This is a genomic window from Mycolicibacterium elephantis DSM 44368 (genome assembly GCF_004014805.1).
GTDB lineage: Bacteria > Actinomycetota > Actinomycetes > Mycobacteriales > Mycobacteriaceae > Mycobacterium > Mycobacterium elephantis.
Genome location: NZ_ATDN01000005.1, coordinates 114,490 through 138,260, shown reverse-complemented (window position 1 = coordinate 138,260; position 23,771 = coordinate 114,490). Strand labels below are relative to the sequence as shown.

Here is a 23,771-nt window from a genome sequence, read left to right as displayed (position 1 = left end):
ACGTGAAACCCCCTAAAAGTAGCTATTTTGGGGGATTTCACGTCTGCTCGCGGCTGCCCACGTTATCTGCCGAACAGCACCGCGGGGTTGAGATATCCGGTCGGGTCGAACGCCGACTTGACCGTCCGCATGGCCGCGATGTCGACGTCGGTGCGTGACATGGCGAGGTAGTCGCGCTTGCGGGTGCCGACGCCGTGCTCAGAGCTGACGTTGCCGCCGAGCCGCGCGATCAACGCCATCATCGGCGCGTAGAGCTGGCGCTCCGCGTCGGGCCCGCAGCGCAACACGTTCAGGTGCAGGTTGCCCTCGCCGATGTGGCCGAACAACACCGGGATCGCCTCTGGCGCGTGCTCGGCAACCAGCCGCGTCGCGTCCTCGGCGAACTCTGATATGCCCGAAAGCGGCAGGGAGACATCGAATTTCAGCGGAGGGCCGTACACGCCGAGCACCTCGGCGACCGCTTCGCGCACTTGCCACAGCCGCTGCTGTGCCGACGCGTCCACGCCGACCGCCGGCTCGGCGGACAGCCGGGCGCCGTCGAGCACGCCGGCCAGCCGCTCGGTCTGGTCGGTGTCGCCGGCCAGTTCGATCAGCAGCTGCCATGCGCCGTCGACGGGTGCGGGCACGCCGACGTGCTCGGCGGTCAGCGCGCTGGCGCGGGCGTCGATCAACTCCAGTGCCGCGATGCCGTCCAGATCGCGGAAAAGACGGCCGGTTTCGACGAGCGCGTCCAACTCGGCGAACCCGCAGATCGCGGTCACCCGGTGCGGCGGCGCAGGGTGTAGCCGCAGATCCAGCCCGGTGATCACGCCGAGCGTGCCCTCGGCGCCGACGAACAGCGACGCGAGGTCGTATCCGGTGTTGTCCATCCGCACCCGGCTGTGCCGGTGCAACACCGTGCCGTCGGGCAGCGCCACGTCCAACCCGATGACCTGTTCGCCCATGTTGCCGTAGCGCACGGTGCGCAACCCGCCGGCGTTCGTCGACGCCATGCCGCCGACGGTGGCGGTGTCCCGGGCGGCCAGGTCCACGCCGAACACCAGGCCCGCCGCGGCGGCCGCGCGCTGCACCTCGGCCAGCGTCACCCCGGCCCCGACGGTGATCCGCCGCTCGACGACGTCGACTTCGCCGACGTCACACAGCCGTTCGGTGGACAGCAGCACGTCATCGTACTCGGGCACGGTGCCTGCCACCAACGACGTCCGGCCGCCCTGCACCGTGACGCAGACGCCGGCGTCGCGGCAGGTTCGCAGCACCGCGGCCACCTCGTCGGCGGTGCCCGGCCGCACCAGCGCGGTCGCGTTGCCTCGGTAGCGGCCGGTGTGGTCGACGCTGCGCCCGGCCAGCACGTCGGGGTCGGTGCTGACGTGGCCCGCGCCGACGATCCCGGCCAGCTGCTCGGACAAATTCACCGATCGGGTGTATCACACGGCGCCAGCGACAGGAACGCACCCAGGTCGACCATCCCAGAAGGGGTCGACGGCAGATAGTGCGTCAGCAGCGGCGAGCGCACGATCACGGTGCGATACATGGCTCGACTGATGGCCACATTCAGCCGGTTTCGGTTCAACAGGAACGGCATCCCGCGGGGGATGTCTTCGATCGCCGAGGCGGTCATCGACACGAACACCACCGGCGCCTCGCGGCCCTGCAGTTTGTCGACGGTGCCGACGAGGACATCGTCGAGCCCGACATCCTGCAGGGCCGACCGCAGCTGCAGCACTTGGGCGTTGTAGGGAGCGACGATGAGCACGTCGGCCTGCTCCAGCGGGCGCGTGCCGTGCTCGTCCGTCCATCGCGCTCCGATCAGCGACGTGATCTCGGCGGCGATCACCGCGGCCTCCTCCGGACTGCACGTCGAGCGGCCCTCGTGGTCAACGGACAAGGTGTGCACCCCGGGTCGGTATCCGGCCAGCGTGCGCTTGTCGGTCTTCGGGTGCGGAATCAACCTCTTGTCGTAGGACAGCGCGGAATCCACGCGGCACAGCTCGGAATGCATCCGGTGGGTCTGCTCGAGGAAGTAACCGTACTGGGCAGGCAGCACGTCGTGGCCCTCCATCAACCAGCCGAGCGCAGAGCGGTCGACGGGTTCAGGGTGGCTGCCGGTCGACACCTGACCGAGCTGCTGCGGGTCACCGAGCAACAGGATGTTGCGCGCGGCGCGTGCGACGGCGATCGTGTAGCCGAGGGAGAACTGGCCGGCCTCGTCGATCGCGAGCAGGTCGAGATGTTCCGTGGCGACACGGGCGTCATTGGCGAAATCCCATGCCGTGCCACCGATCACGCACGCCTTGTGCTGCGCGAGATAGGTGGCGTGGTCGTCGTCGCCGATCACCGTGAAACGGTCTTTTCCCGTCGAGTCCTGGCTTGCCTTCTTGGCGACCAACGCAGGATCGACACCGGCCTCGACGATCTTGTTGAGCAGATGCGCGACGACGCTGTGTGACTGCGCAACCACACCGACGCACCAGCCGTGGTCGTTGACCAGGGATTTGATGACGCGCGCGGCGGTGTACGTCTTGCCCGTGCCGGGCGGACCGTGCACGGCGACGTAGGACCGGTCGAGGTCCAATGCCGCTGCGGTGATCGAAGCGATGTCGTTGTCGAGACGAGGCAGCCCGGTTCCCGATTTGAGGGTAGGCGTTGCGCGGCAAAGGATGTCGACGACCGCACACCGCGGAAGGCGTCCGTCGGCGACGGTGGTCGCCGCCTCGGTTGCCAGCGCCTCGATCGCTTCTTCGAGCTTGGCCGTGCGAAACGGCTTGGCCGGCGTTAACGCCATCGGCAGATGGGTAAACGGCCCGGCGTCCGGTTCGAGTTCCTCGATGACGACCTCGACGGGCACGCCCTCGACCTCGGTCACGTTGCTCACCGTCACGTCGTGAGCGGCGCGGCGGTCTGGGTGTTCGTCGTCGAGGCCGGGCGGTGCCGGCCTGTCGTACAGCGCCTGCGGTCTGTAGTCGAGCGTGCCGCCCTCCAACACCCCGGTCAGCCGAAGCTGCCTACGGTGCTTTCGTTTTCGAGGCGGCTTGTGCCAGTCCTGCTCGACGACGGCGTCGTCCACGAGGAACACCCCTGACGTGTCGCCCCATTCATCAACGGGATGGCTCAGCCGTTGGAAATGGGCCCACCAGTAGGGTTTCCGCTCACGAGGTAGATAACCGCGCGCGGCTTGAATCAGCGCAGCAGCGCATTGTTGAGGGGTGCGATCGATGCTCACCCCGTCGCCCGCGAACCCCATCAGCTTCTGCGTTGTCTCGTCAGGGGACGGCAGCGTTTCGCCCTTTTCGGCGGGCCGGGCCAGGTGTGTGACACCGCCTTCAAAAGCCCGCAGCAGCAACCAGTCCCGCAGCCGTCGAGTCGACCGGCAGTCGTACTCGTTGTAATCGCGGATCTCCTTGAGCACCGCGGCGGCCTCGTCCGCGCGGCCCTCGTCGACAAGCGCGCGGTACCGCTCATACTGGGTGATCGACGCGGCGGCGTTGGTCACCTCCCCCGAACGCAGCTCCGAGCCCATGTACAGCGGCTCCAACGCCTTGAGCGAGTACGACGGCGCGCCGACCCTCAGGCTGTTTCGGACGATCGGGAACAGGTCGACCAGCACGTCCTGCCGGAGCAGATCGTCGACCTCGTCTTCTCCGACCCCGTACCTGGCGGCCAGCTCCAGCAGCTTCGTGCGTTCGTAGGCCGCGTAGTGGTAGATGTGCATGTCGGGAAACTTCTCGCGGCGCCTGCGCACCAGCTGGAGGAAGTCGGTGAACGCTTTGCGTTCCGAACGGCGGTCCTCGGCCCACAGCGGGGTGAAGTTGTCCGCTGCGTCGAGCACCCCCCACATGTATTCCAGCCCCCAGGTGACGCCGTCGTCCGTCCACAGCGGGTCGCCCTCGAAGTCGAAGAACAGATCGCCGCGGCTCTTGGCGGGAAGTGCACCGAGCGCGTCGGCGTCGGCGATTTCGAACTGAGGTAGCCCGGTGTCGCGCTGGGCGACCTGCAGGCGCGCCTGGGTGCGCAGCCCGGCGAGGGTACTGCCCGCGATGCCGTCGACCGGGCCGGTCGACCGAGCCAGCTTCGCGACGGTGTCGATGCCGTGGTCGATGAGGGTGTCGCGTTGCGTCAACCGCATACCGGCCACGAGCAGCACGTCGTCGTCCTTGACGACGTTTGGCACACAACACTCGCAACGCATGCACGCACCCACCGCGGGATCGCCCCAGTCGACGGGAGCGCCAGAAGCCAGGTGGGTGTCGAGCAGCTCACGCAGGTGGTCGCGCTGCTGCCGGTACACCGGGACGAGATCGTCGACCGGGTAGTCGACCGTCGTCCGGTCGCCCAGAATCAGGCCGGCGGTTTCGGCGATCGGCACTCCCATTCGGCGAAGCGCGTCGGCGTAGCCGGCGATCTGGAGCAGCGCCTGGATCTTCGCCCGCCGGGCGAGCTTGGCGTCCAACACGCGATAGCGGTCCCCGTCGAGGACGGCGAAGTCGGCGAACCCGACGAACCGATCGTCGATGACCACCGCTTGATAGACCACCGGCGGGCGCTTGGCGAACGCTTCGGCGGTGGCGTGAGCGGCCTTTTCGAAGGCGGCCAGCGTGTAGGAAGGCCGGCCGATCCGGACCACGCCGTCGCCGTAGCGTGCGATGAAGTCGTCGAGGATGCGTTGTTCGTGTGCGTCGCCGAGCTCGCTGGTGCGACGGAGCAATTCGTCGTCTTCGGTTTCGACGGCAGGACCGCGGCCCAACTTCGCGTCGAACGCGCGCAGCAGTGCGTACTCGCAGCGCGCCGCCGCCGCGAGGTCCGAGGCGCTGTAGATGACGCGGTCGTCGGTGACGAACACGCTGCCACTGTAAGCGAGCCCCCCGACACCCCTTTTTCGCGCGAACGTGGGTTACCCGCACGCCTGGAGCGCCTCGGGCGTGTCACGAGCCCACACTCGTCGCTCCCCAACGCCGTACTCATCCACAGCCCGGGCCGTCGCCGCCGGCGCACCGGCCGATCGTGTGCGACCCGCCGCCGAGGGTGGCCGCATGAACACGGAATCGATGCCGTTCATCGGCACGGAAGCGGTGGCGGCCGGCTCAGCGACCAGGCGGACCTTGGTAAGTCGCCATCAGATGATCTATCGCAACGTCTACTTGCCGAAAAAAGTCGAGCTGACGCCCGAGCGGCGCGCGGTCGCCGCGTGGTTGTGGTCCAACCGCAACGCCACCCTCGCCGGAATGTCCGCTTCGGCGCTCTACGGATCTCGCTGGATCGACGAAAAGCTGCCGGCGGAGTTGATCCGTCGTGAGGCCTGCCCGGTCGAGGGGATTCTGATCCACCGCAACAAGTTGCGCGACGACGAGATCGCTTTCGTGGGACGCATGGCGGTGACCACACCGTCGCGGACGGCATTCGACCTCGGGCGCAGGCCTGGACTCGAGAGGGCGATCATTCGAATCGACGCGCTGGCCAATGCCACCGGTCTCACGGCGGTCGACGTCGAGCGCCTGGCCGATACCCGTCGCGGGGCGCGCGGCATCGTGCAGTTGCGGCGCGTGTTGGAGCTGATGGACAGCGGTTCTGAGTCGCCGCAGGAAACCCGGACCCGCCTGCTGCTGACCGCTGCCGGGTTCCCGCGACCGCAGACGCAGATCCTCGTCATCGAGGAGTCCGGTTCATTCGTTGCCCGCGTCGACATGGGGTGGGAGGAATTCCAGGTCGGCGCCGAATACGACGGACCACAACACTGGGACGACCCCGAACAACACGCGTACGACATCGATCGCCTGGCTAACCTCGCCGCCGACGGCTGGCTAATCATCCGCGTGAGCCGAGATCTGCTCCGGTACCGACCGCATGTCTTTCTCGCCCGCGTGCGCGAGGCGATGAGGGCCCGGGGCTGGCCGCATGCGGACCGGATCCGGCTCGACGCGCGCATCTCCTGGCTCACGTTGACGTAGTGCGCCGAGTGTGGGCTCAACACACGGGTCGAGCCGTCGAGGCGTGCGGGTAACCCACGTTCGGCGGGGCGAAAAAGCGCAGTCAGCCCGGGGTGTTGCCGATCAGCTCGACGCCGTTGCCGTTCCACCGGAACTTGACCACGCTCTCCAGACCGGGCACGCCGTTGGAGTAGCGCAGCGCGACGGTGTCACCGGTGCTCGCGCTCGGGTCGATGCCGTTGAACCCGTAGGTGTCGGGCACCCCGCTGGCGATGAACTTGCCATGGTGGAACATCACCGCACGGGTGTTGGGGTTCTCGGCGTTGGTGTTGGCCTTCACGATCACCACCGACAACGGCGCGCACTCGTTGTAGTTGCCCGCCAGCGGCTCGGGACTCCACCCCTGGTTACTGCGTGGATCGCGTGGCAACTCCGACACCGCCTCGGCGATCTCGGGCGCGGCGAGGTTGACCTCGCAGGGATCCGCCGCGGCCGTCGTGGCCGTCGTGGCCGGTGCCGGCGCCGACGGCTGCGACGGCGCCGCCGCGGCGGCCGAGGGAGCAGGTGCCGTCGGGCCCGGCGTCTTCGAGACCGTGGAGTCGCCGGACCCACAGCCGGCCAGGACAGCTGCCACTACAGCGATGAGACTGCAGAACCGAACCGTGCACTTCACCTAACCCACCCTCGCAAATCGCGGCGGGCAGATCGCGGCGACACACCGCTGCCGGGCGTGCCAGCTGCGCCGTGGACCGAGTGGCCAGCTCACGGGCATTAGAATCGCTAGACGATGACGACCTCCGAGTCGGACCCCGACCAGGCCCCTCCGACGTCCGATCTAACATTTTCTGACCTGCAGATTCACCCACTGGTGCTGCAGGCTGTCGCCGACGTCGGATACGAGACGCCGTCGGCCGTCCAGGCCGCCACCATTCCGGCGATGATGGCGGGCTCCGACGTGGTCGGGCTGGCCCAGACCGGCACCGGGAAGACGGCCGCGTTCGCGATCCCGATCCTGTCGAAGATCGACCCCGACAGCCGCGCCACCCAGGCGCTCGTGCTGGCTCCGACCCGCGAATTGGCGCTGCAGGTGGCCGAGGCGTTCGGCCGCTACGGCGCGCACCTACCCCAGATCAACGTGCTGCCGATCTACGGCGGCGCGTCCTACGGTCCGCAGTTGGCCGGGCTCAAGCGTGGCGCGCAGATCGTCGTCGGCACGCCCGGCCGGGTGATCGATCACCTGGAGAAGGGCCGGCTCGACCTCTCGAAGCTGGACTATCTGGTGCTCGACGAGGCCGACGAAATGCTGCAGATGGGTTTCGCCGAGGACGTCGAGCGCATCCTCGCAGAGACCCCCGAGTACAAGCAGGTGGCGCTGTTCTCGGCGACGATGCCGCCGGCGATCCGCAAGATCACCAGCAAGTATCTGCACGACCCGGTCGAGGTCACGGTCAAAGCGAAAACCGCGACGGCCGAGAACATTACGCAGCGCTACATCCAGGTCGCCGGTCACCGGAAGATGGACGCGCTGACGCGGGTGCTCGAGGTGGAAGAGGGCGACGCGATGATCGTGTTCGTCCGCACCAAGCAGGCCACCGAGGAGGTGGCCGAAAGGCTAAGGGCGCGAGGCTTCTCCGCGGCCGCCATCAACGGCGACATCCCGCAGGCGCAGCGTGAGCGAACGATCGCCGCGCTCAAGGACGGCACCATCGACATCCTCGTCGCCACCGATGTGGCCGCACGCGGGCTCGACGTCGACCGGATCTCCCACGTCCTGAACTACGACATCCCGCACGACACCGAGTCCTACGTGCACCGCATCGGACGCACCGGGCGGGCGGGCCGGTCGGGTACGGCGCTGTTGTTCGTCACGCCCCGTGAACGCCACATGCTCAAGGCCATCGAGAAGGCCACCCGCTCCAAGCTCGTCGAAATGGACCTCCCGACGGTCGAGGACGTCAACGTCCAGCGGGTCGCCAAGTTCCGCGACTCGATCACCGACGCGCTCAACGCCCCCGGCGTCGACCTGTTCCGCAGCATGATCGAGGACTACGAGCGCGAGAACAACGTGCCGATGGTCGACATCGCCGCCGCCCTCGCGGCGCAGCTGCACGACGGGGAGCAGTTCCTGATGTCGGAGCCGCCGCCGGAGAAGCGCCGCCGCGACGACCGTCCGGAGCGGCCCGACCGCGGCCCGAAACGCCCCCGCCGCACCGGACAGGACTTCGCGACGTATCGCATCGCGGTCGGCAAACGGCACAAGGTGAGCCCGGGTGCGATCGTCGGCGCCATCGCCAACGAGGGCGGTCTGCACCGCAGCGACTTCGGGCACATCTCGATCCGGCTCGACCATTCGCTGGTGGAACTGCCCGCCAAGCTGCCCCCGAAGACGATGAAAGCCTTGGAGCGCACCCGCATTCAAGGTGTACTGATCAACCTGCAGCCCGACCGACCGCCACGCAAGGGCGGCAAACCCCACCGCAAATCGAAATGACACTGTCCCGCGGTCTGGAAGCACAAGGCGGCCTGGAGTCCGTCAGCAGGCCGGAGCGGGTCGCCTCGCTCACCGGCATCCGGGCCGTCGCCGCGCTGCTGGTGATGCTCACCCACGCCGCCTACACCACCGGCAAGTATCCGCAGGGCTACGTCGGGCTGGTGTATTCGCGCATGGAGATCGGTGTGCCGATCTTCTTCGTACTCAGCGGGTTTCTGTTGTTCGGGCCCTGGGTGAAGGCCGCCGCATCGGACACACCGGGGCCGTCGGCCCGCCGCTACGCCTGGCGCCGGGTGCGCCGCATCATGCCTGCCTACATCGTCACGGTGCTGGCCGCATATCTCGTCTACCACTTCCGCACCGCCGGCCCCAATCCCGGCCACACCTGGGAGGGGCTGTTTCGTAACCTGACGCTCACCCAGATCTACACCGACAACTATCTGTATTCGTTTCTGCACCAAGGCCTTACCCAGATGTGGAGCTTGGCCGTCGAGGTGGCGTTCTACGCGGTGCTTCCGCTGCTGGCCTACCTGCTGCTGGTGGTCCTCTGCCGGCGTCGGTGGCGTCCCGGCCTGCTGTTGACCGGCCTGGGTGGGCTGGCGTTGATCTCACCGGCGTGGCTGGTACTGGTGCACACCACCAACTTTCTGCCCGACGGAGCGAAGCTGTGGTTGCCGACGTATTTGGCGTGGTTCGTCGGCGGCATGGTCTTGGCGGCGTTGCAGCCGCTCGGCGTGCGGGCCTACGGGTTGGCCTGCGTTCCGCTGGCCGTGGTCTGCTATTTGATCGCCTCGACGCCGATCGCCGGGGAGCCCACCACCTCGCCGACCGAGCTGCGCGAGGCGCTGGCGAAGACCGCGTTCTACGCGGTGATCGCCACGCTGGTGGTGGCGCCGCTGGCGTTGGGGGACCGCGGGCTGTATTCGAGGTTTCTTGCCAGCCGGCCGATGGTGTTCCTCGGCGAGATCTCCTACGAGATCTTCCTCATCCACCTGATCACCATGGAGCTGGTGATGGTGGAGATCGTGCGCTACCCCATCTACACCGGCTCGGTGTTCTGGTTGTTTGTGATCACGTTCGTGGTCACCGTGCCACTGGCCTGGCTGTTGCATCGGTTCACTCGCGTACGGAACGGGTAGCCTGATTCTTAGGTTAAGCTGCCCTAAGAATCGATCCATTGAGGGGCTGTTGCATATGTCCGACAAGAAGCCGACGCGCGGGTTTCAGGGCGCGGTTCTCAAGCTGCTGCGTGCGGGCGATTACGAGCTGACCGTCATCGGCCGGCGCGAGGTCACCCCGCACTACCTGCGGCTGAGCTTCTCCGCCGGCGGCATGCTCGCCGACCGGCCGCTGCATCCGACGATGTGGATCCGGATGTGGTTCGCCGACGGCGAGAAGCAGCACCAGCGCGGCTTCACGCTGGTCAACCCCAACCCGGACGCCGATACCGTCGACATCGAGTTCGCGCTGCACGACGGCATCGCCTCGCAGTGGGCGAAGAACGCGCAGCCCGGTGACACCATCGAGGTCACGGTCCTCGGCAGCAACTTCACGCTGCCCGAGCCGCCGCCGGCCGGCTACGTCGTCGTCGGCGACACGGCGTCGTTGCCCGCGATCAACTCGCTGCTGCAGGCGATCGGCGACATCCCGGCGCGGGTGTACCTCGAGGCCAGCCACGACGAAGACAAGCAGCTGCCCGTGGCGCGCAGCGCCGATGTGGTGTGGGTGGACCGCAAGAACGCCGGTGAGGCATTGGTCCAGGCCGTCAGCTCGGCGGCGTTCGACGCCTCCGACCACTTCGGCTGGGTGGCGTGCGACAACCGCACCACACGCGCGGTCGCCAAGATCTTCCGCGAGGACTACAAAATCCCCAAGAAGTCCATCAAGGCGCAGGCGTACTGGGTGGCCTGAGCGCTACTGGGTGGCCGGAGAGCTCGGCACCATGATCGGCATGACGAACTCTTCGAGCATCGACCGCTCGTCGGCTTCGTCGTGACCCGGAAAGACCAGCAGCGACGTCATCACCCGCACCAGCCAGCGCGCGCGGTGCGCCACTACTTCGGGCTCGTCGGGGGCCAGCGAGATGACGAACGCCTCGGTCAGCGCTTTGATCACCTCTGACTGTTCGGCCATGTCGGCGCCGATCGGCCGTTGTGTCTTGGCGAACCACGATGCCAGCGCAGGACTTTCGCGCACATTACGCAGCGACGCCATCATGCCCTCGATAAGGCGTTCGCGCGGATCATCCACCGAGGCAACCTGATCGGTCATCTCGCGGTAGAGCCGGTAGGCCTCCCGGTGCACGTACGCGGTGTACAGCGCGTCGCGGCTGTCGAAGTACCGGTACAGCGTCGCCCGCGAACAGCCTGCCGCCGAAGCGATTTCATGCATGCCGACGGTGGCGGCCTCCTTCTTGGCGAACAGTTCGCCCGCCGCGTCCAAGATCCGGTCCGCCGCGACCTCGGTGCGTCGCGCGGCCAGCCAGTCACCCGCCATCAGCCGGCCACCTTGAACGGGACGGACAGCGGCCGTCGCACGTAACTTCCTCCGGCCCAGACGATCCCGTCCTCGTCGACCTCGAACTCGGGGATCCGGGCCAACAGTTCGGTGAGCGCGACGCGCGACTGCATCCGAGCCGCCGCGGCGCCCAGGCAGTGGTGCGCGCCGTGGCTGAAGGTCAGAATGCTGCTCGGCCTGCGGGTGACGTCGAGCTCGGCGGCGTCGTCGCCGTACTGCCGTTCGTCGCGGTTGGCCGAGGCGTACAAGAACATCACCCGCCGGCCTTCGGGAACGGTGGTGTCGCGGATCGTGACGTCGCGGGTGACCGTGCGGCCCAGCATCTGCACCGGGGAGGTCAGCCGCAGGAACTCGTCGACGGAACCCGGTATCAGTTCGGGGTTTTCGACGAGCAGGCGGCGCTGGTCGGGGCGCTGGTGCAGCAGCTGAACCGAGCCGCCGAGCATGCCGGTGGTGGTGTCGTTGCCGCCCGTGACCATCGTGAACGTGAACGCCAGGATCGACAGCACCCCGGAGATGTCGCCGTCGGCGCCGACGCCGGCCGCAACCAGATGCGACACGGTGTCGTCTTCGGGTTCGACACGGCGACGCTCGATCAGCGCGGTGAAGTACGCCATCATCTCGCCGAGCGCGTCGCCGGCCGCGCCCAACGCGCCCGCGACCCCGCCTGTGGACGTGCTCGCGGCCACGATGGCGTCGGTCCAGCCGTCGAACTTGTTGCGGTCTGCATCGGGCACCCCCAGGTAGTGCGCGACGACCATCGACGGCAGCGGCTTGAACAGCTCGGCGACGATGTCCCCGCCGCCGCTCTGCCGAATGCGCTCGAGTCGCTCGACGACGAATTCGCGCACCCTCGGCTCGACCGCCTCGACCTGCCGCGGGGTGAACCCGCGCGCCACCAGCTTGCGGAACTCCGTGTGCACCGGCGGGTCCTGCATCACCATCGGCGGGTTGTCCGCCAGGCCGATGAGGTCGAGTTCGCCGTAGTTGACCGTCAGGCCCTGCGCGGAGGAGAACGTCTCGTGATCGCGAGCGGCCGCCCAGATGTCGGCGTGCCGGGACAGCACGTAGTAGTCGTGGTCGGGTCTGCCTTCGGGAATCACATGGTGTACGGGATCGTGGTCCCGCAACGCCTTGTATTCCGCCCAGGGAGACGCCCAGGTGTCGGCGTCTTTGAGCTGGAAACGGACCGGCGAATTATGAGACAGAGTCGCTGTCATGTCTCATTCGTATGACATAGCCACAGACTGTGTCAATAGCCGCCCCGCGATTTGTTCGGTGGCGCGCGGAAATCATGCGTGTCGCGAGCGAACCAGACGTTTTCGCGAGCGATCAGATGGCCGCGCCGGGGTTGAGGATGTTGTCGGGGTCCAGCGCCTGCTTGATGCGACGGTTGAGTTCCATCGCCTCCGGTCCCAGCTGCCCCGCCAGCCACGGTCGCTTCAGCCGTCCGACCCCGTGTTCGCCGGTGATGGTTCCGCCCAGGCTGATCGCGAGATCCATGATCTCGCCGAAGGCCCGGTGCGCATGTTCGGTCATCACGGCGTCGGCGGGATCGTAGACGATCAGCGGGTGGGTGTTGCCGTCGCCGGCGTGAGCGATCACCGAGATCATCAAGTCGTGATCGGCGGCGATCTTGGCCACCCCGCCGACCAGGTCGGCCAGCGCGGGCAGCGGCACGCCGACGTCCTCGAGCAACAGCGAACCCTTGGCCTCGACCGCGGGGATCGCGAACCGGCGCGCGGCGACGAACGCCTCGCCCTCGTCGGGATCCGATGTCGAGAACACTTCTTTGGCACCGTGATCGGTGAAAGCCCGCGCCATGAACTCCGCGTCGGCAGCACCCGAGGGGCCGCGGTCGTCGCTGGCGGCCACCATCATCGCGGCGGCGCTGCGATCCAGGCCCATGCGGAGCTTGTCCTCGACGGCGTTGATGGCCGCCGCGTCCATGAACTCCAGCATCGACGGCCGGATCCTGCCCGTGATCGTGACGACGGCGTTGGCGGCGGCTTCCACCGAGTCGAAGGTGGCCACCACCGTGCACGCGCCGTGCTGCGCGGGCAGCAGCTTGAGCGTGACCTCGGTGACGACGCCGAGCGTGCCCTCGCTGCCGACGAACAACTTGGTCAGCGGCAGCCCCGCGACGTCCTTGAGCCGCGGCCCACCCAACCGCACCGCGGTTCCGTCGGCCAGCACCACCTGTAACCCGAGCACGTAATCGGTGGTGACGCCGTACTTCACGCAGCACAGGCCGCCGGCGTTGGTCGCGACGTTGCCGCCGATGCTGCAGATCTCGAACGAGGACGGATCCGGCGGATACCACAACCCGTGCTCGGCGACCGCCTTCTTCACCTCGGCGTTGAGCAGGCCCGGCTGGACGACTGCGGTGCGGGTGACGGGGTCGACGGTGATGTCGCGCATCTTCTCGGTGGTCAGCACGATCGCCCCGTCCAGCGCGGTCGCCCCGCCGGACAGGCCGGTGCCCATGCCGCGTGGCACGACGGCGATCTTGTGCTTGGTGGCCCAGCGCAGTGTCGCCTGCACGTCTTCGGTGCTGCGCGGACGCACCACGGCCAGCGGCGTGCCCGCGCTCGGATCGAAGGCGCGGTCGTGCCGGTACGACGCCAGGATGTCGGGATCGGTGACGACCATGCCTTCCGAGCCCTCGGTTTGGGCGATCAACTCGTCCAGGGCTGACTCCACGCCGCAATCCTACGAGGAGGTTGTGAAATCCGAACGCCGCCAACCGACCAGCGGTTATAGTCGCGCCGTGATCAGCGGGACACCGCTGGCGGGGCGTGACGGCGAGTTGAACGTGATTCGCCGCGCGCTCGGCGGGGGTGGCAACACAGCCGGCGTCGTGATCGTCGGATCCGCCGGCGTGGGCAAGACCCGGCTGGCCCGCGAAGTGGTGACCCGCGCGGAGCGCAACGGTGAGCGCACCAATTGGATCGTCGGCACGGAGTCCGCCCGCGCGCTGCCGCTTGGCGCGTTCACCGCGTTGATCAGCGACGCGATGTCCGACCCCATGCCCAATGTGCGTCGGGTTATCAATTCCTTTGTCGCCCAACAACATCGAGGTCGTGTTCTGATCGGCGTCGACGACGCCCACCTGCTCGACGGGCTGTCGGCACACGTCGTGCACCAACTCGCGCAGAGCCGCGGCGCCCGACTTGTGGTGACTGTGCGCGCCGGCGCCGACGAACCGGACGCAGTCACCGCGCTGTGGAAGGACGGGCTGTTGGCCCGTCTGGACCTGGAACCGTTGTCGGCCGAGGCGACGCGGGCGATGATCGAGGACATCGTCGGCGGGGCCGTCGACGCGCGCAGTGCCCGGCGGTTCTGGAAGCTCACCGACGGCAACGCGCTGTTTCTGCAGCAGCTCGTCAAGGACCAGGTCGCCGCCGGCCGGATGCGGTGCACGGCCGGGGTGTGGATGTGGGACGACGACGTCGCGGTGTCGCAGAGCATCAGCGACATGGTCGGCAGGCAGCTGGGAGAACTCGATCCGCAGGTGGCCCTCGTCGTCGACACCCTTTCGCAGTGCGAGCCGCTGCCCGTCGACGTGCTGTGCGACCTGGTGCGGCGCGCCGACCTCGAGACCGCCGAGCAGATGCACCTGGTCACCGTCGAACGCACAGGCGCCACCCTCATGGCGCGGTTGGCGCACCCGCTGTTCGGCGAGCTGCGGCGGGCCGGCGCGGGGGAGATGTACCTGTCGAAGGTCCGCGGCAGGCTGGCCGAACGGCTCGCCAAGGACCCGGACGCCGACATGCGGGCGACGGTGCGTCGCGCGCTGCTGGCCCTAGACTCGGACCTGCCGCCCGATCCGCAGCTGTGCCTGCGGTCGGCGCGCCACGCGATGACGCTGCTGGACCTCGACCTCGCCGACCGCTTCGCCACCGCGGCCGCCGCGGCCGGTGCCCCCGAGGCGCCGGCCATCCGGGCGATGAACCTGCTGCTGCTTGGCCGCGGCAGCCAGGCGGAGGAGGCGCTGCGGGAACTCAGCGAGCACGGCACCGAAGGCGCCCACCAGTGGGCCACCCTGCGGGCCACCAACCTGCTCTGGATGCTCGGCCGCTGCCACGACGCCGAGGCGATCCTCGAGGAGCTGGCTGCGGGACCGGAGTCACCTGCCGAGCGGGTCGCGCGCATCGCGATCGAGGCGTGCGTGGACGCGGTTTCGGCACGCTGTCTGGCAACGGAGGAAAAGGCAAGGGCAGCATTGGATTCGGAGCTGTCGACGGACTTCTACGCCATGATGGCCGCGGTGGCGCTGACCATGGCCCTGGGCGCGTTGGGTCGGGCCGAGGAACTGACGACGGTCGCGGAGGCGGCGCTGCACCGCGCCATGACCTCGTTCCAGGCGTCCCACATGCGGTTCTGGTTCGCCAGCGTGTACGCCCGCGCATGCCGGTTGACCGGCCGCACCCAGGAGTGCGAAGCGATGGTGCGGCGACTCGCCGAATCGGCGACCGAAGTGCCGAGCCTGGCCTACGCGAACCTGGCGTCCCTGCTGGGCCACTGCGAGCTGATGCGGGGCAACGCCGGTGCGGCGGTGAAGGTTCTGCACGAGGCGCTGGCGGGCGTCGAAAAGCACGGCGTCACAACGGGTCTGAGGCCAGCGACGTACTTCGCGCTGGCAGAGGGACATGCGAAACTCGGGGAGGCCGAGGCGGCCGACGCCGCGGTGGCCGAGGCGCAGCACTGTGTTCCGCCCGGTTACCTGTTCATGGAGACGGCGTTGAGCATCGCGACCGGGTGGGCGCACGCCGCGAACGGCCGCCTCGCCGAAGCCATCGCGACTGTCGGCGCCGCGGCGCGGCAGGCCCGCGAGCGACAGCAGCCCACATACGAACTGGCCTGCCTGCAGGCGGCCGCGCAGTGGGGCGATACCTCATGGGTGGACCGGACCCGCGAGTTGGCCGACGAATTGGGGCTGCCGCTGGCCAACGCCGTTGCGCGGCATACAGAGTCGTTGGCCACCGATGACGGGGACGGTCTGCTGGCCGCGTCGAACGAATACCTTGCGGTCGGTGACCGCGCGACCGCCGCTGACGTGGCCGCGCAGGCCGCGGTCGCCTTCACGCGTGGTCAACAACGCAAGCGCGGACTCTACGCGGCGGCGGTGGCCAAGGAACTCAGCGACGCCTGCGGCGGGCTGTGCACCCCGGCGCTGCGGGCTCCGGCGGGCCAGCCGCTGACCGGGCGGCAACGCGAGGTCGTCGAATTGGTGGTGGCCGGCCTGTCCAACCGCGAGATCGCCGAGCGGCTGGTGATGTCGGTGCGCAGCGTCGAGGGCCACGTGTACCGCGCGTGTCAGCGGGTGGGCGTGAGCACACGGGAGGAACTGGCCGCGATCGCCAGGAAAGGCCCGTCCGCCGGGCTCGAGAGCGCCCGCCCCGGCTACTGATCGACCTGCTCGGCGGCGGCCTCCGGCGCGTGGTCCAGCTCACGCAGCGTCGGCAGGAAGATCGCCACGACGCCGAGCAGCACCATCGGCAGTGCCAACGCCAGAAACGTCGTCTGCAGGCCGGCGGCATCGGTCAGCGGGCCCGCGACGACCAACCCCAGCGGACCAGCGGCATAGGCCAGCGATCCCATCACTCCGACCACCCGGCCGCGCAGGTGCTGCGGCGCACGGGTCTGCATGACGTAGTTGTAGATCGGTTGGATGGGGCCGTAGACGAAGCCGGCGATCCCCGACAGCAGCAGGATCACCGGCAGCGGCGGCAAGAACGCGATGAACGACATCGCCAGTCCGAGCGTGAGCACCGCGGTGAGCATGGTGACCCGCCGGCTCATGAACTTCGACGTGACCGCGTAGCACAGTGCGCCCGCGAGCCCGCCGACGCTCAATGCCATCAACACCCATCCGAGTTGGGCCGGCTCGTCGCGGTCGGTGAAGTACTTCGGAAACAGCACGCTTTCCATCGGCATGTACAGCCCGACCACCGCGAGGTCGATCAGCGCCAGCGTGCGCAGCACACGCAGGTTCCAGACGAACCGCAGTCCCTCCACGACCCCGTCCCAGACGCCGTCGGGCAGCGCGTCGCGGTCCGGCTTGCCCGCACCCTCCAGCCGCAGCGCCGCGATCGCGACGATCGACACCACGAACACCGCGGCGGTCACCCACATCGTGTTGACCCCGCCGACGGTGGCGATCAACAGCCCGCCGATTCCGGGACCGACGATGTAGGCGAGGTTGAACACCGCTTCATAGGCGCTGTTGGCCCGGTCCAACGTCCACTCGGCGCGCTCGGCGGCTTCGGGCAGCATCGTCTCGCGGGCCGTCATGCCCGATGGATCGAAGAACGCGCCCAGCGCCGCCAGGCCGGCCAGCACCGCGACGTTGAGCACCTCGACGCCGAACGCCAACGCGAGCACCGGCACCGCCGCCACCGAAAGCGCCGAGAGCGCGTCGGAGATCATCGACACCCGTCGGCGCCCCAGATAGTCGACCGCGGCGCCGGCGATGATCGTCGCCACCAGCAGAGGCAGCGAGCCCGCGATGGCCACCACCGACGCGTCCACCGCGGAACCGTTGCGCTGCAGGACAAGCCATGGGAACGCGACCAGCGAGATGCCGTTGGCCGCTCCGGCCGTCAACGCGGAGAACAGGATCAGAACGATCGGCCCGCGCTTGCTGTTCATCAGGGGTATCTAACAACGGCCGGGGCCGGTGAGCACGCGATTTTGTCTGGCAGGCACAGTGGTGTTTGTGAAGCTGGCCCATCCACGTACTGGAAAGCTCTTCGACTCCCCGGTGCCGCCGGGGTCCGGCTGGCCCGGCGACATGGCCACGCCGGACACCGCGGTGGCGACGACGCCGGCTCAGGTGGCGGCGATGGCCGCCGCCGCGCAGACCATCGAGGAGCTGGACGCCGTGATCTCGATGTGTCGGGCCTGCCCCCGGCTGGTGCAGTGGCGCGAAGAGGTGGCCGCCGCGAAGCGGAAATCCTTCGCAGGCGAGCCGTATTGGGGCCGGCCGATACCGGGATGGGGAGCCAAGCGGCCGCGGGTGATGATCGTCGGGCTGGCGCCCGCCGCACACGGCGCCAACCGCACCGGCCGGATCTTCACCGGTGACCGCTCGGGCGATTTCCTCGTCGCCGCGATGTACCGCGCCGGACTGGCCAATCAGGCCGTCTGTGTGGATGCTGCTGATGGCTTGCGGCTCAACAAGACTCGGGTCGCCGCGGCCGTGCGCTGCGCACCCCCGGGAAACGCGCCGACGCCGGCTGAGCGGGCCACCTGCGCGCCGTGGCTCGACGCGGAATGGCGGCTGACGTCACCGACTGTGCGGGTGATCATCGCGCTGGGCGGGTTCGCCTGGCGGGCGGCACTGCAGATGGTGCGAAACGGCGGGGGCACGGTGGGCAAGCCCGCACCCCGATTCGGTCATGGCGCAACGGTGAAGCTGGGCGACGTCACGCTCATCGGCTGCTACCACCCCAGCCAGCAGAACACGTTCACCGGCAAGCTCACCCCGCAGATGCTCGACGACGTGTTCCTACGGGCCCGCGCGCTGGCATCCGTCGAATAGTCGCGAACTGCGCGTCGGCCGCCCCGCTGAACTGGGCCCGCGGATCTCCTCGTAGTGGTCGACGGTCCACTCGTCGAACACCTGCAGCGCCTCGGGCAGATCGTCGCGTGTTGCACGGTCGGTCGAGTCGGGGGAACGGTTTGGTGCGCGCCGGCGTTGTGCGTGTAATGCGGCTCTCTGTTCTCGACCTCGTACCCGTACGCACCGACCAGACGACCCCCGATGCGCTGGCGGCGTCGACGCAGCTCGCCCAGACCGCGGACCGCCTCGGATACACCCGCTTCTGGGTGGCCGAGCACCACAACATGCCGTCGGTCGCGGCGACCAGCCCGCCGGTGTTGATCGCGCATCTGGCCGCACACACCACGCACATCCGGGTGGGCTCCGGCGGGGTGATGCTGCCAAATCACGCGCCGCTGGCGGTCGCCGAGCAGTTCGCGCTGCTGGAGGCCGCGCATCCCGGCCGCATCGACCTGGGCATCGGCCGTGCGCCCGGCTCGGACCCGGTGACCTCATGGGCGCTGCGGAACGCCGCGGGCCGCGACGATCGTGACATCGAGGCGTTTCCCGACTACCTCGACGACCTCGTCGCGCTGATGGGCCCGCGCGGGGTGCGGGTGCCGATCCCCAACGAGCGCTACATCCTCAAGGCCACCCCGGCCGCGGTGTCGGTGCCCAAACTGTGGCTGTTGGGTTCGTCGATGTACTCGGCGAACCTGGCCGCGGCGAAGGGCCTGCCGTATGTGTTCGCTCATCACTTCTCCGGTAAGGGCACCGCCGAGGCGCTGGAGGTGTACCGGACGAAGTTCCGCCCCAGCGATCAGGCGGCAGAACCGCTGACGTTCTTGACCGTCAACGCGGCGGTGGCCGAAACCTCCGAGGAGGCAAAGGCGTTGATGCTGCCGAACCTGCACATGATGGCTCGGTTGCGCACGGGTCAACCGCTTGGCCCGCTCGAACTCGTCGAGGAGGCGCAGGCCCAGACGTTGGCACCGCACGCGCAGCGGATCGCCGAGGACGCACTGCAGCGCGCCGTGGTCGGAACCCCGACCGAGGCCGCCGAGCAGATCCGTGCGCTGGCCGAGCAGTTCGACGTCGACGAGGTGATGGTCAACCCGGTCGCGTCGGCGCGCCGCGGTACCGACCCGGCCACCGCGCCGGCGCGCGACAAGACGTTGGAACTGCTGGCCAAAGAGCTGTTTTAAACCGCGAGCAGACGCGTAAACCCCCTGAAGTCCCGCTTCTTGGGGGTTTTGGCGTCTGCTCGCGCCTGACAACGCCTAAGAACGAGGTGTCAGGACGACGACCGGAATCGGGCGTGTGGTCCGCTTCTGGTAGTTCGCGTAGCGGTTGGCATTGTTCTCGTTGACGATTCGCCACAGCCGCGGGTAGTCGGGATCATCGGGCAGCACCGGGTGAGCGGTCACCGCGAACCGCTTGGGGCCGACGTTGATCTCGACGTTCGGGTTCGCCTTCAGGTTGTGATACCAACCCGGGGCTTTCGGGTCGCCGCCCTTGGACGCGACGACCAGGTAGTTGTCGCCGTCTCGGGCGTAGGACAACGAATTTGTGCGCTGGATCCCGGTCTTGGCGCCGACGGTGTGCAGCAGCAGGTTGGGCGGGGTGCCGGGCAGGATGCGGTGCCCGATCCGGCCGTTGGTCCCCTGGTAGATCTTGTCGTGCAGCCGCAGCAGCGGCACTCCGATGTAGCGCTCCCACAAGGGCATGCTCATGTGCTCAGTCTTGCGCAGCGGCGTCCAATTGCGCCAGCGCCTCCCGCAGCAGCCGCCCGGTCTCTTCGCGGTCGGAATCGTGGCGCAGCAGCATGCCCTTGGCGAACGACAGTTTGTCTCCGGAGCGTCGCGGCACCACGTGCAGGTGGATGTGGAACACGGTCTGGAACGCGGCCTTACCGTCGTTGATCACGACGTTGTTGCCGTCGGCGTGCAGCCCGGAGTTTCGGGCGGCCATTGCGATGCGCTGCCCGATCTTCACCATGCCCGCGACGGTCTCCGGCGGGGTGTCGGTCAGGTCGACGGTGTGCCGCTTCGGCACGACCAGCGTGTGGCCGCGGGTGAACGGGCGAATGTCCAGCAGGGCGAGGTAGTCGTCGTCCTCGTAGATCCGGATGGCAGGGGCCTCACCGGCGACGATCGCACAGAACACACAAGACATCCCGCCACGTTAGCCGGTTTCCTCGACGGCACCCGATACGGCCGCTGAGCGGCTACGCTGCCGCGGATGGAGACCCGTGAGCTTGCCTTCGCAGGTGCCGCCGAGCAGGCCAGGCGACTGGCGGCGGGCACGATCAGCGCTCCGGAGCTGCTGGAGCTGTACCTGGACCGCATCGCGCGGATCGACCCCGAGCTGAGGGCGTATCGCATCGTGCTCACCGACTCGGCGCGCCAGGAAGCCGGCCTCGCGCAGGATCGGCTGAACGCGGGGGAGCGCCGTCTACTGCTCGGCGTACCGATCGCCATCAAGGACGACGTCGACGTCGCGGGGGCCACCACGACCTACGGCAGCGCGGCCCACGGCCCGGCGTGTACGCAGGACGCCGAGGTCGTGCGGAGGTTGCGCGAAGCGGGTGCGGTGATCATCGGCAAGACCGCGGTGCCCGAGATGATGATCTGGCCGTTCACCGAGACGGTCGCCTACGGCGCGACCCGCAACCCGTGGAACACCGACTACACGCCGGGCGGAAGCAGCGGGGGCAGCGGCGCGGCGGTGGCCGCGGGCCTGACGGCGATGGCGCTCGGTTCCGACGGCATGGGGTCGATCCGCATTCCGGCGACGTGGTGCGGGCTGTTCGGCATCAAACCGCAGCGGGATCGGGTGCCCTTGGCGCCGCACGACGACGCGTGGAACGGGTTGAGTGTCAACGGTCCGATCACCAGAACCGTCGAGGACGCGGCGCTGTTTCTGGACGTGACCGGGGGTGTGTCGTCATTCGTCACGGCGGCCGCCACCGTACCCAGGCCGCTGCGAATCGCGTTGAGCACCAAGGTGCCACCGCCGTTGGTGGCACGGGTCGGCAAACCGCAGCGAGCCGCCGTTGACGAGGCCGGTGCGCTGTTGCGTGGCTTGGGCCACGACGTGATCGTGCGCGATCCGGATTATCCGCGCACGGCGATCGCGCACGCGCAGTTTCGCCAGGATCGGCGGGCTGATCTCCGAACAGCGGATGAACCGCATCCGGGCCGCGGAAAGTGAGCTCTCCGAACAGATTCAGACGATCTTCGACGATGTCGACGTCGTCATCACCCCCGGCACCGCGACCGGACCGTCCCGCATCGGCGCCTATCACCGCAGGGGCGCGGTTTCGACCTTGGCTCTGGTGGCGGCGCGGGTGCCGTTTCAGGCGATGTTCAACGTCACCGGGCAGCCCGCGGCCGTCGTGCCGTGGGGAGTGGACGCCAACGGGGCGCCGACCTCGATCCAGCTGGTCGGCCGGCCGTTCGACGAGGCCACGCTGCTGTCGCTGGCCGGGCAGATCGAGAAGGCCCGGCCGTGGGCGCACCGTCACCCGCCGGTGTCGTAACTGCTTTTCCGCGAGTGTGCGTGTCTGCAGCCGACACGCCGACAAAATTCACGAGTTCGCGCACGCTCGCTGCCGCTACTGACGCATGCCCTCACGCCAGGCCGTCAACTTGTCCGGGTAGCGCATGGTCTGCGCCGGGCTGGTCGACGGCAGTCGGCGGAACCGGGCCGTCGGCGCGGCACTGACGAGACGGTGGTAGTTCCGCTCGGCTGCCGCTCCGTTGAACAACACCCGATCGATGCCCGGGTGTTCGTCGAACAGCTGCTGAAAGTCGTTGGGTACCATGCTGTCCGGTTCCACGGCGGCATCGAGGCTGCCGAGCCGTCGACACGACCGCAGCACGTCCCACACCGCAAACCCGTGACCCGTGAGTGCGGCGACGCGCAAGTGGTAGGGGTCGTCGGGCGCGAATCCGAGGATCTCGCCTGTGATCCGCCAGAATGCGTTGCGCGGGTTTCCGTAGTACTGCTGCGCGGCCAGCGACATCGCGCTGGGCATGTTGCCGAGAATCAGCGTGTGGGCGCCCTCGGCGATGATCGGCGGCAGCCCGTGCAGAAGCGGCGTGGTCACACCGCGAATATGGCACGTCGCCGCGGTATACGTTGGGCCGGTGGCCGAAGATCTCGACATCGAGGCGACCGGGCTGCTCGACGACCTCGAGGGCGCGGCCCGCGCCGAACGTGCGGAGTTGATCGAGTGGTTGCTCGAACAGGGGTTCACAATCGATCAGATCCGCGGCGAGGTGTCGCCGATGCTGTTGCCCGCGGGCCGCCTTGTCGGCAACGACGGTGTGTACGTGTCGGCGCGCCAGATCTGCGAGGAGTCCGGGATCGACCTGGAATTGCTCTACGCGCTGCAGTCGGCCCTCGGCCTTCCGAGGGCCGAGGACCCCGACGCCGTCATCCATCTGCGCGCCGACAGTGAAGCCGCCGTCCGCGCGAAGGTCTTCCTCGACCTCGGTCTGACGCGCGAGCAGGTGATCTCCGTGGCGCGCGTGCTGGGACAAGGCCTGGCGCAGACGGCCGAGACCATGCGTCAGGTGGTGCTGGAGGCGGTGATCACGCCCGGCACCACCGAACTGGAGCTCGCCCAGTCGTACGAACGCCTGGTGCGCGAGATCTCGCCGCTGCTCGGTCCGCTGTGCGAGGACATGCTGCACATCCAACTGCGGCACACGTTGGAAACCGAGGCCGTCAGCACCGCTGAGCGTGCGGCGGGCGCACTGCCCGGGGCGCGGACCATCGCGGTCATGTTCGCCGACCTCGTCGGCTTCACCCGCCTCGGCGAGGCCGTGCCGCCCGAGGAACTGGAGACGCTCGCCGCCCGGCTGTCCAACCTGACCCGGGACGCCGTCGCGCCACCGGTGCGCTTCATCAAGACGATCGGTGACGCGGTCATGCTGGTCAGCACCGATGCGGTGGCGTTGCTGAACACCGCGCTCGAACTGCTTGCGGCAGCGGAGAAGTACGACGACTTCCCGCCACTGCGCATCGGGTTGGCATATGGGTCCGCGGTGAGCAGGGCCGGGGACTGGTTCGGCAGCCCGGTCAACGTGGCCAGCCGGGTGACGAGTGTGGCCAGGCCGGATTCGGTGCTGGTGGCCGAAACCGCCAGGCAGGCGATCGGTTCGGCCGACGGCTTCGCGTGGTCGTTCGCGGGTGCTCGTCGCCTCAAAGGCGTCAAGGGCGACACCAAGTTGTTCCGGGTGCGGCGATCGTCCGGCTGACATCGGAACCGGCCGACGGCAACTGATCG

The 23,771-nt window shown here is 68.4% G+C and carries 18 protein-coding genes and 1 pseudogene; 9 read left to right on the top strand and 10 right to left on the bottom strand.

Annotated features, from left to right (window positions below; translation table 11 throughout):
* Positions 1-62 precede the first annotated feature (62 nt).
* Positions 63-1,412: an FAD-binding oxidoreductase gene (locus MELE44368_RS05635; protein WP_128107591.1), complete on the bottom strand. Its 1,350-nt coding sequence runs from the start codon at positions 1,410-1,412 to the stop codon at positions 63-65.
* Complete coding sequence (locus MELE44368_RS05630; protein WP_128107590.1) at positions 1,409-4,837, bottom strand: TM0106 family RecB-like putative nuclease; 3,429 nt, start codon at positions 4,835-4,837, stop codon at positions 1,409-1,411. Before MELE44368_RS05630 ends, MELE44368_RS05635 begins: the two co-directional genes overlap by 4 nt.
* Positions 4,838-5,027: 190 nt before the next feature.
* Here MELE44368_RS05630 and MELE44368_RS05625 point away from each other — a divergent pair, with 190 nt between their 5' ends.
* A complete protein-coding gene (locus MELE44368_RS05625; protein WP_128107607.1) occupies positions 5,028-5,942 on the top strand; it encodes an endonuclease domain-containing protein in 915 nt (304 codons plus the stop codon).
* An 82-nt stretch (positions 5,943-6,024) separates the two neighbouring features.
* Here MELE44368_RS05625 and MELE44368_RS05620 read toward each other — a convergent pair whose 3' ends face one another.
* Positions 6,025-6,555, bottom strand: coding sequence for an LppP/LprE family lipoprotein (locus MELE44368_RS05620; RefSeq protein WP_241566491.1), 531 nt, complete (start codon positions 6,553-6,555; stop codon positions 6,025-6,027).
* A 153-nt stretch (positions 6,556-6,708) separates the two neighbouring features.
* On the opposite strand from MELE44368_RS05620, the gene MELE44368_RS05615 reads away from it, so the two are divergent.
* Genes MELE44368_RS05615 through MELE44368_RS05605 form a run of 3 tightly spaced genes read left to right on the top strand, consistent with a single transcriptional unit; the run spans position 6,709 to position 10,323 of the window.
* Positions 6,709-8,412, top strand: coding sequence for a DEAD/DEAH box helicase (locus MELE44368_RS05615; protein ID WP_128107589.1), 1,704 nt, complete (start codon positions 6,709-6,711; stop codon positions 8,410-8,412).
* Positions 8,409-9,551: an acyltransferase family protein gene (locus MELE44368_RS05610; protein WP_128107588.1), complete on the top strand. Its 1,143-nt coding sequence runs from the start codon at positions 8,409-8,411 to the stop codon at positions 9,549-9,551. Before MELE44368_RS05615 ends, MELE44368_RS05610 begins: the two co-directional genes overlap by 4 nt.
* Positions 9,552-9,606: 55 nt before the next feature.
* Complete coding sequence (locus MELE44368_RS05605; RefSeq protein ID WP_128107587.1) at positions 9,607-10,323, top strand: siderophore-interacting protein; 717 nt, start codon at positions 9,607-9,609, stop codon at positions 10,321-10,323.
* A gap of 3 nt (positions 10,324-10,326) precedes the next feature.
* Here the strand turns inward: MELE44368_RS05605 and MELE44368_RS05600 are convergent, their stop codons facing one another.
* The 3 genes from MELE44368_RS05600 to MELE44368_RS05590 form a co-directional block, all read right to left on the bottom strand.
* The gene (locus tag MELE44368_RS05600; protein WP_128107586.1) at positions 10,327-10,908 is read right to left on the bottom strand and encodes a TetR/AcrR family transcriptional regulator; all 582 of its coding nucleotides are present in this window, start codon (positions 10,906-10,908) and stop codon (positions 10,327-10,329) included.
* Complete coding sequence (locus tag MELE44368_RS05595) at positions 10,908-12,149, bottom strand: cytochrome P450 (protein ID WP_128107585.1); 1,242 nt, start codon at positions 12,147-12,149, stop codon at positions 10,908-10,910. The genes MELE44368_RS05600 and MELE44368_RS05595 overlap by 1 nt, the downstream gene beginning before the upstream one ends.
* Positions 12,150-12,261: 112 nt before the next feature.
* Complete coding sequence (locus MELE44368_RS05590) at positions 12,262-13,581, bottom strand: FAD-binding oxidoreductase (RefSeq protein WP_128107605.1); 1,320 nt, start codon at positions 13,579-13,581, stop codon at positions 12,262-12,264.
* A 118-nt stretch (positions 13,582-13,699) separates the two neighbouring features.
* On the opposite strand from MELE44368_RS05590, the gene MELE44368_RS05585 reads away from it, so the two are divergent.
* Positions 13,700-16,342: a helix-turn-helix transcriptional regulator gene (locus tag MELE44368_RS05585; protein WP_206613692.1), complete on the top strand. Its 2,643-nt coding sequence runs from the start codon at positions 13,700-13,702 to the stop codon at positions 16,340-16,342.
* Here MELE44368_RS05585 and MELE44368_RS05580 read toward each other — a convergent pair.
* Complete coding sequence (locus tag MELE44368_RS05580; RefSeq protein ID WP_128107583.1) at positions 16,336-17,586, bottom strand: multidrug efflux MFS transporter Tap; 1,251 nt, start codon at positions 17,584-17,586, stop codon at positions 16,336-16,338. The genes MELE44368_RS05585 and MELE44368_RS05580 overlap by 7 nt on opposite strands.
* Before the next feature lie 64 nt (positions 17,587-17,650).
* Here MELE44368_RS05580 and MELE44368_RS05575 point away from each other — a divergent pair, with 64 nt between their 5' ends.
* Both MELE44368_RS05575 and MELE44368_RS05570 read left to right on the top strand, forming a co-directional pair.
* A complete protein-coding gene (locus tag MELE44368_RS05575) occupies positions 17,651-18,475 on the top strand; it encodes a uracil-DNA glycosylase (RefSeq protein WP_128107582.1) in 825 nt (274 codons plus the stop codon).
* 167 nt (positions 18,476-18,642) lie between these two features.
* Positions 18,643-19,680, top strand: coding sequence for an LLM class flavin-dependent oxidoreductase (locus MELE44368_RS05570; protein WP_128107581.1), 1,038 nt, complete (start codon positions 18,643-18,645; stop codon positions 19,678-19,680).
* A 75-nt stretch (positions 19,681-19,755) separates the two neighbouring features.
* Here the strand turns inward: MELE44368_RS05570 and MELE44368_RS05565 are convergent, their stop codons facing one another.
* Both MELE44368_RS05565 and MELE44368_RS05560 read right to left on the bottom strand, forming a co-directional pair.
* Entirely contained in the window at positions 19,756-20,208 is a 453-nt protein-coding gene (locus tag MELE44368_RS05565) for a nitroreductase family deazaflavin-dependent oxidoreductase (protein WP_128107580.1), read from the bottom strand.
* 4 nt (positions 20,209-20,212) lie between these two features.
* Entirely contained in the window at positions 20,213-20,650 is a 438-nt protein-coding gene (locus tag MELE44368_RS05560) for an HIT family protein (RefSeq protein WP_128107579.1), read from the bottom strand.
* A gap of 66 nt (positions 20,651-20,716) precedes the next feature.
* Between MELE44368_RS05560 and MELE44368_RS05555 the strand changes: the two are divergent.
* Positions 20,717-22,016 (top strand): annotated as a pseudogene (locus MELE44368_RS05555) (amidase family protein).
* A 75-nt stretch (positions 22,017-22,091) separates the two neighbouring features.
* Here the strand turns inward: MELE44368_RS05555 and MELE44368_RS05550 are convergent.
* Positions 22,092-22,586, bottom strand: coding sequence for a DNA-deoxyinosine glycosylase (locus MELE44368_RS05550; protein WP_128107578.1), 495 nt, complete (start codon positions 22,584-22,586; stop codon positions 22,092-22,094).
* 40 nt (positions 22,587-22,626) lie between these two features.
* On the opposite strand from MELE44368_RS05550, the gene MELE44368_RS05545 reads away from it, so the two are divergent.
* On the top strand, positions 22,627-23,742 hold the full coding sequence (locus tag MELE44368_RS05545) for an adenylate/guanylate cyclase domain-containing protein (protein WP_241566490.1): 1,116 nt from the start codon (positions 22,627-22,629) through the stop codon (positions 23,740-23,742).
* Positions 23,743-23,771 lie beyond the last annotated feature (29 nt).

What these genes read in the sequence shown, in the direction of transcription:
- MELE44368_RS05615 (WP_128107589.1), top strand. Translation starts at nt 6,709, where the DNA reads ATGACGACCTCCGAGTCGGACCCCGACCAGGCCCCTCCGACGTCCGAT.
- MELE44368_RS05565 (WP_128107580.1), bottom strand. Translation starts at nt 20,208, where the DNA reads ATGAGCATGCCCTTGTGGGAGCGCTACATCGGAGTGCCGCTGCTGCGG.
- MELE44368_RS05570 (WP_128107581.1), top strand. Translation starts at nt 18,643, where the DNA reads ATGCGGCTCTCTGTTCTCGACCTCGTACCCGTACGCACCGACCAGACG.
- MELE44368_RS05595 (WP_128107585.1), bottom strand. Translation starts at nt 12,149, where the DNA reads ATGACAGCGACTCTGTCTCATAATTCGCCGGTCCGTTTCCAGCTCAAA.
- MELE44368_RS05590 (WP_128107605.1), bottom strand. Translation starts at nt 13,581, where the DNA reads ATGGTCGTCACCGATCCCGACATCCTGGCGTCGTACCGGCACGACCGC.
- MELE44368_RS05600 (WP_128107586.1), bottom strand. Translation starts at nt 10,908, where the DNA reads ATGGCGGGTGACTGGCTGGCCGCGCGACGCACCGAGGTCGCGGCGGAC.
- MELE44368_RS05625 (WP_128107607.1), top strand. Translation starts at nt 5,028, where the DNA reads ATGAACACGGAATCGATGCCGTTCATCGGCACGGAAGCGGTGGCGGCC.
- MELE44368_RS05560 (WP_128107579.1), bottom strand. Translation starts at nt 20,650, where the DNA reads ATGTCTTGTGTGTTCTGTGCGATCGTCGCCGGTGAGGCCCCTGCCATC.
- MELE44368_RS05610 (WP_128107588.1), top strand. Translation starts at nt 8,409, where the DNA reads ATGACACTGTCCCGCGGTCTGGAAGCACAAGGCGGCCTGGAGTCCGTC.
- MELE44368_RS05605 (WP_128107587.1), top strand. Translation starts at nt 9,607, where the DNA reads ATGTCCGACAAGAAGCCGACGCGCGGGTTTCAGGGCGCGGTTCTCAAG.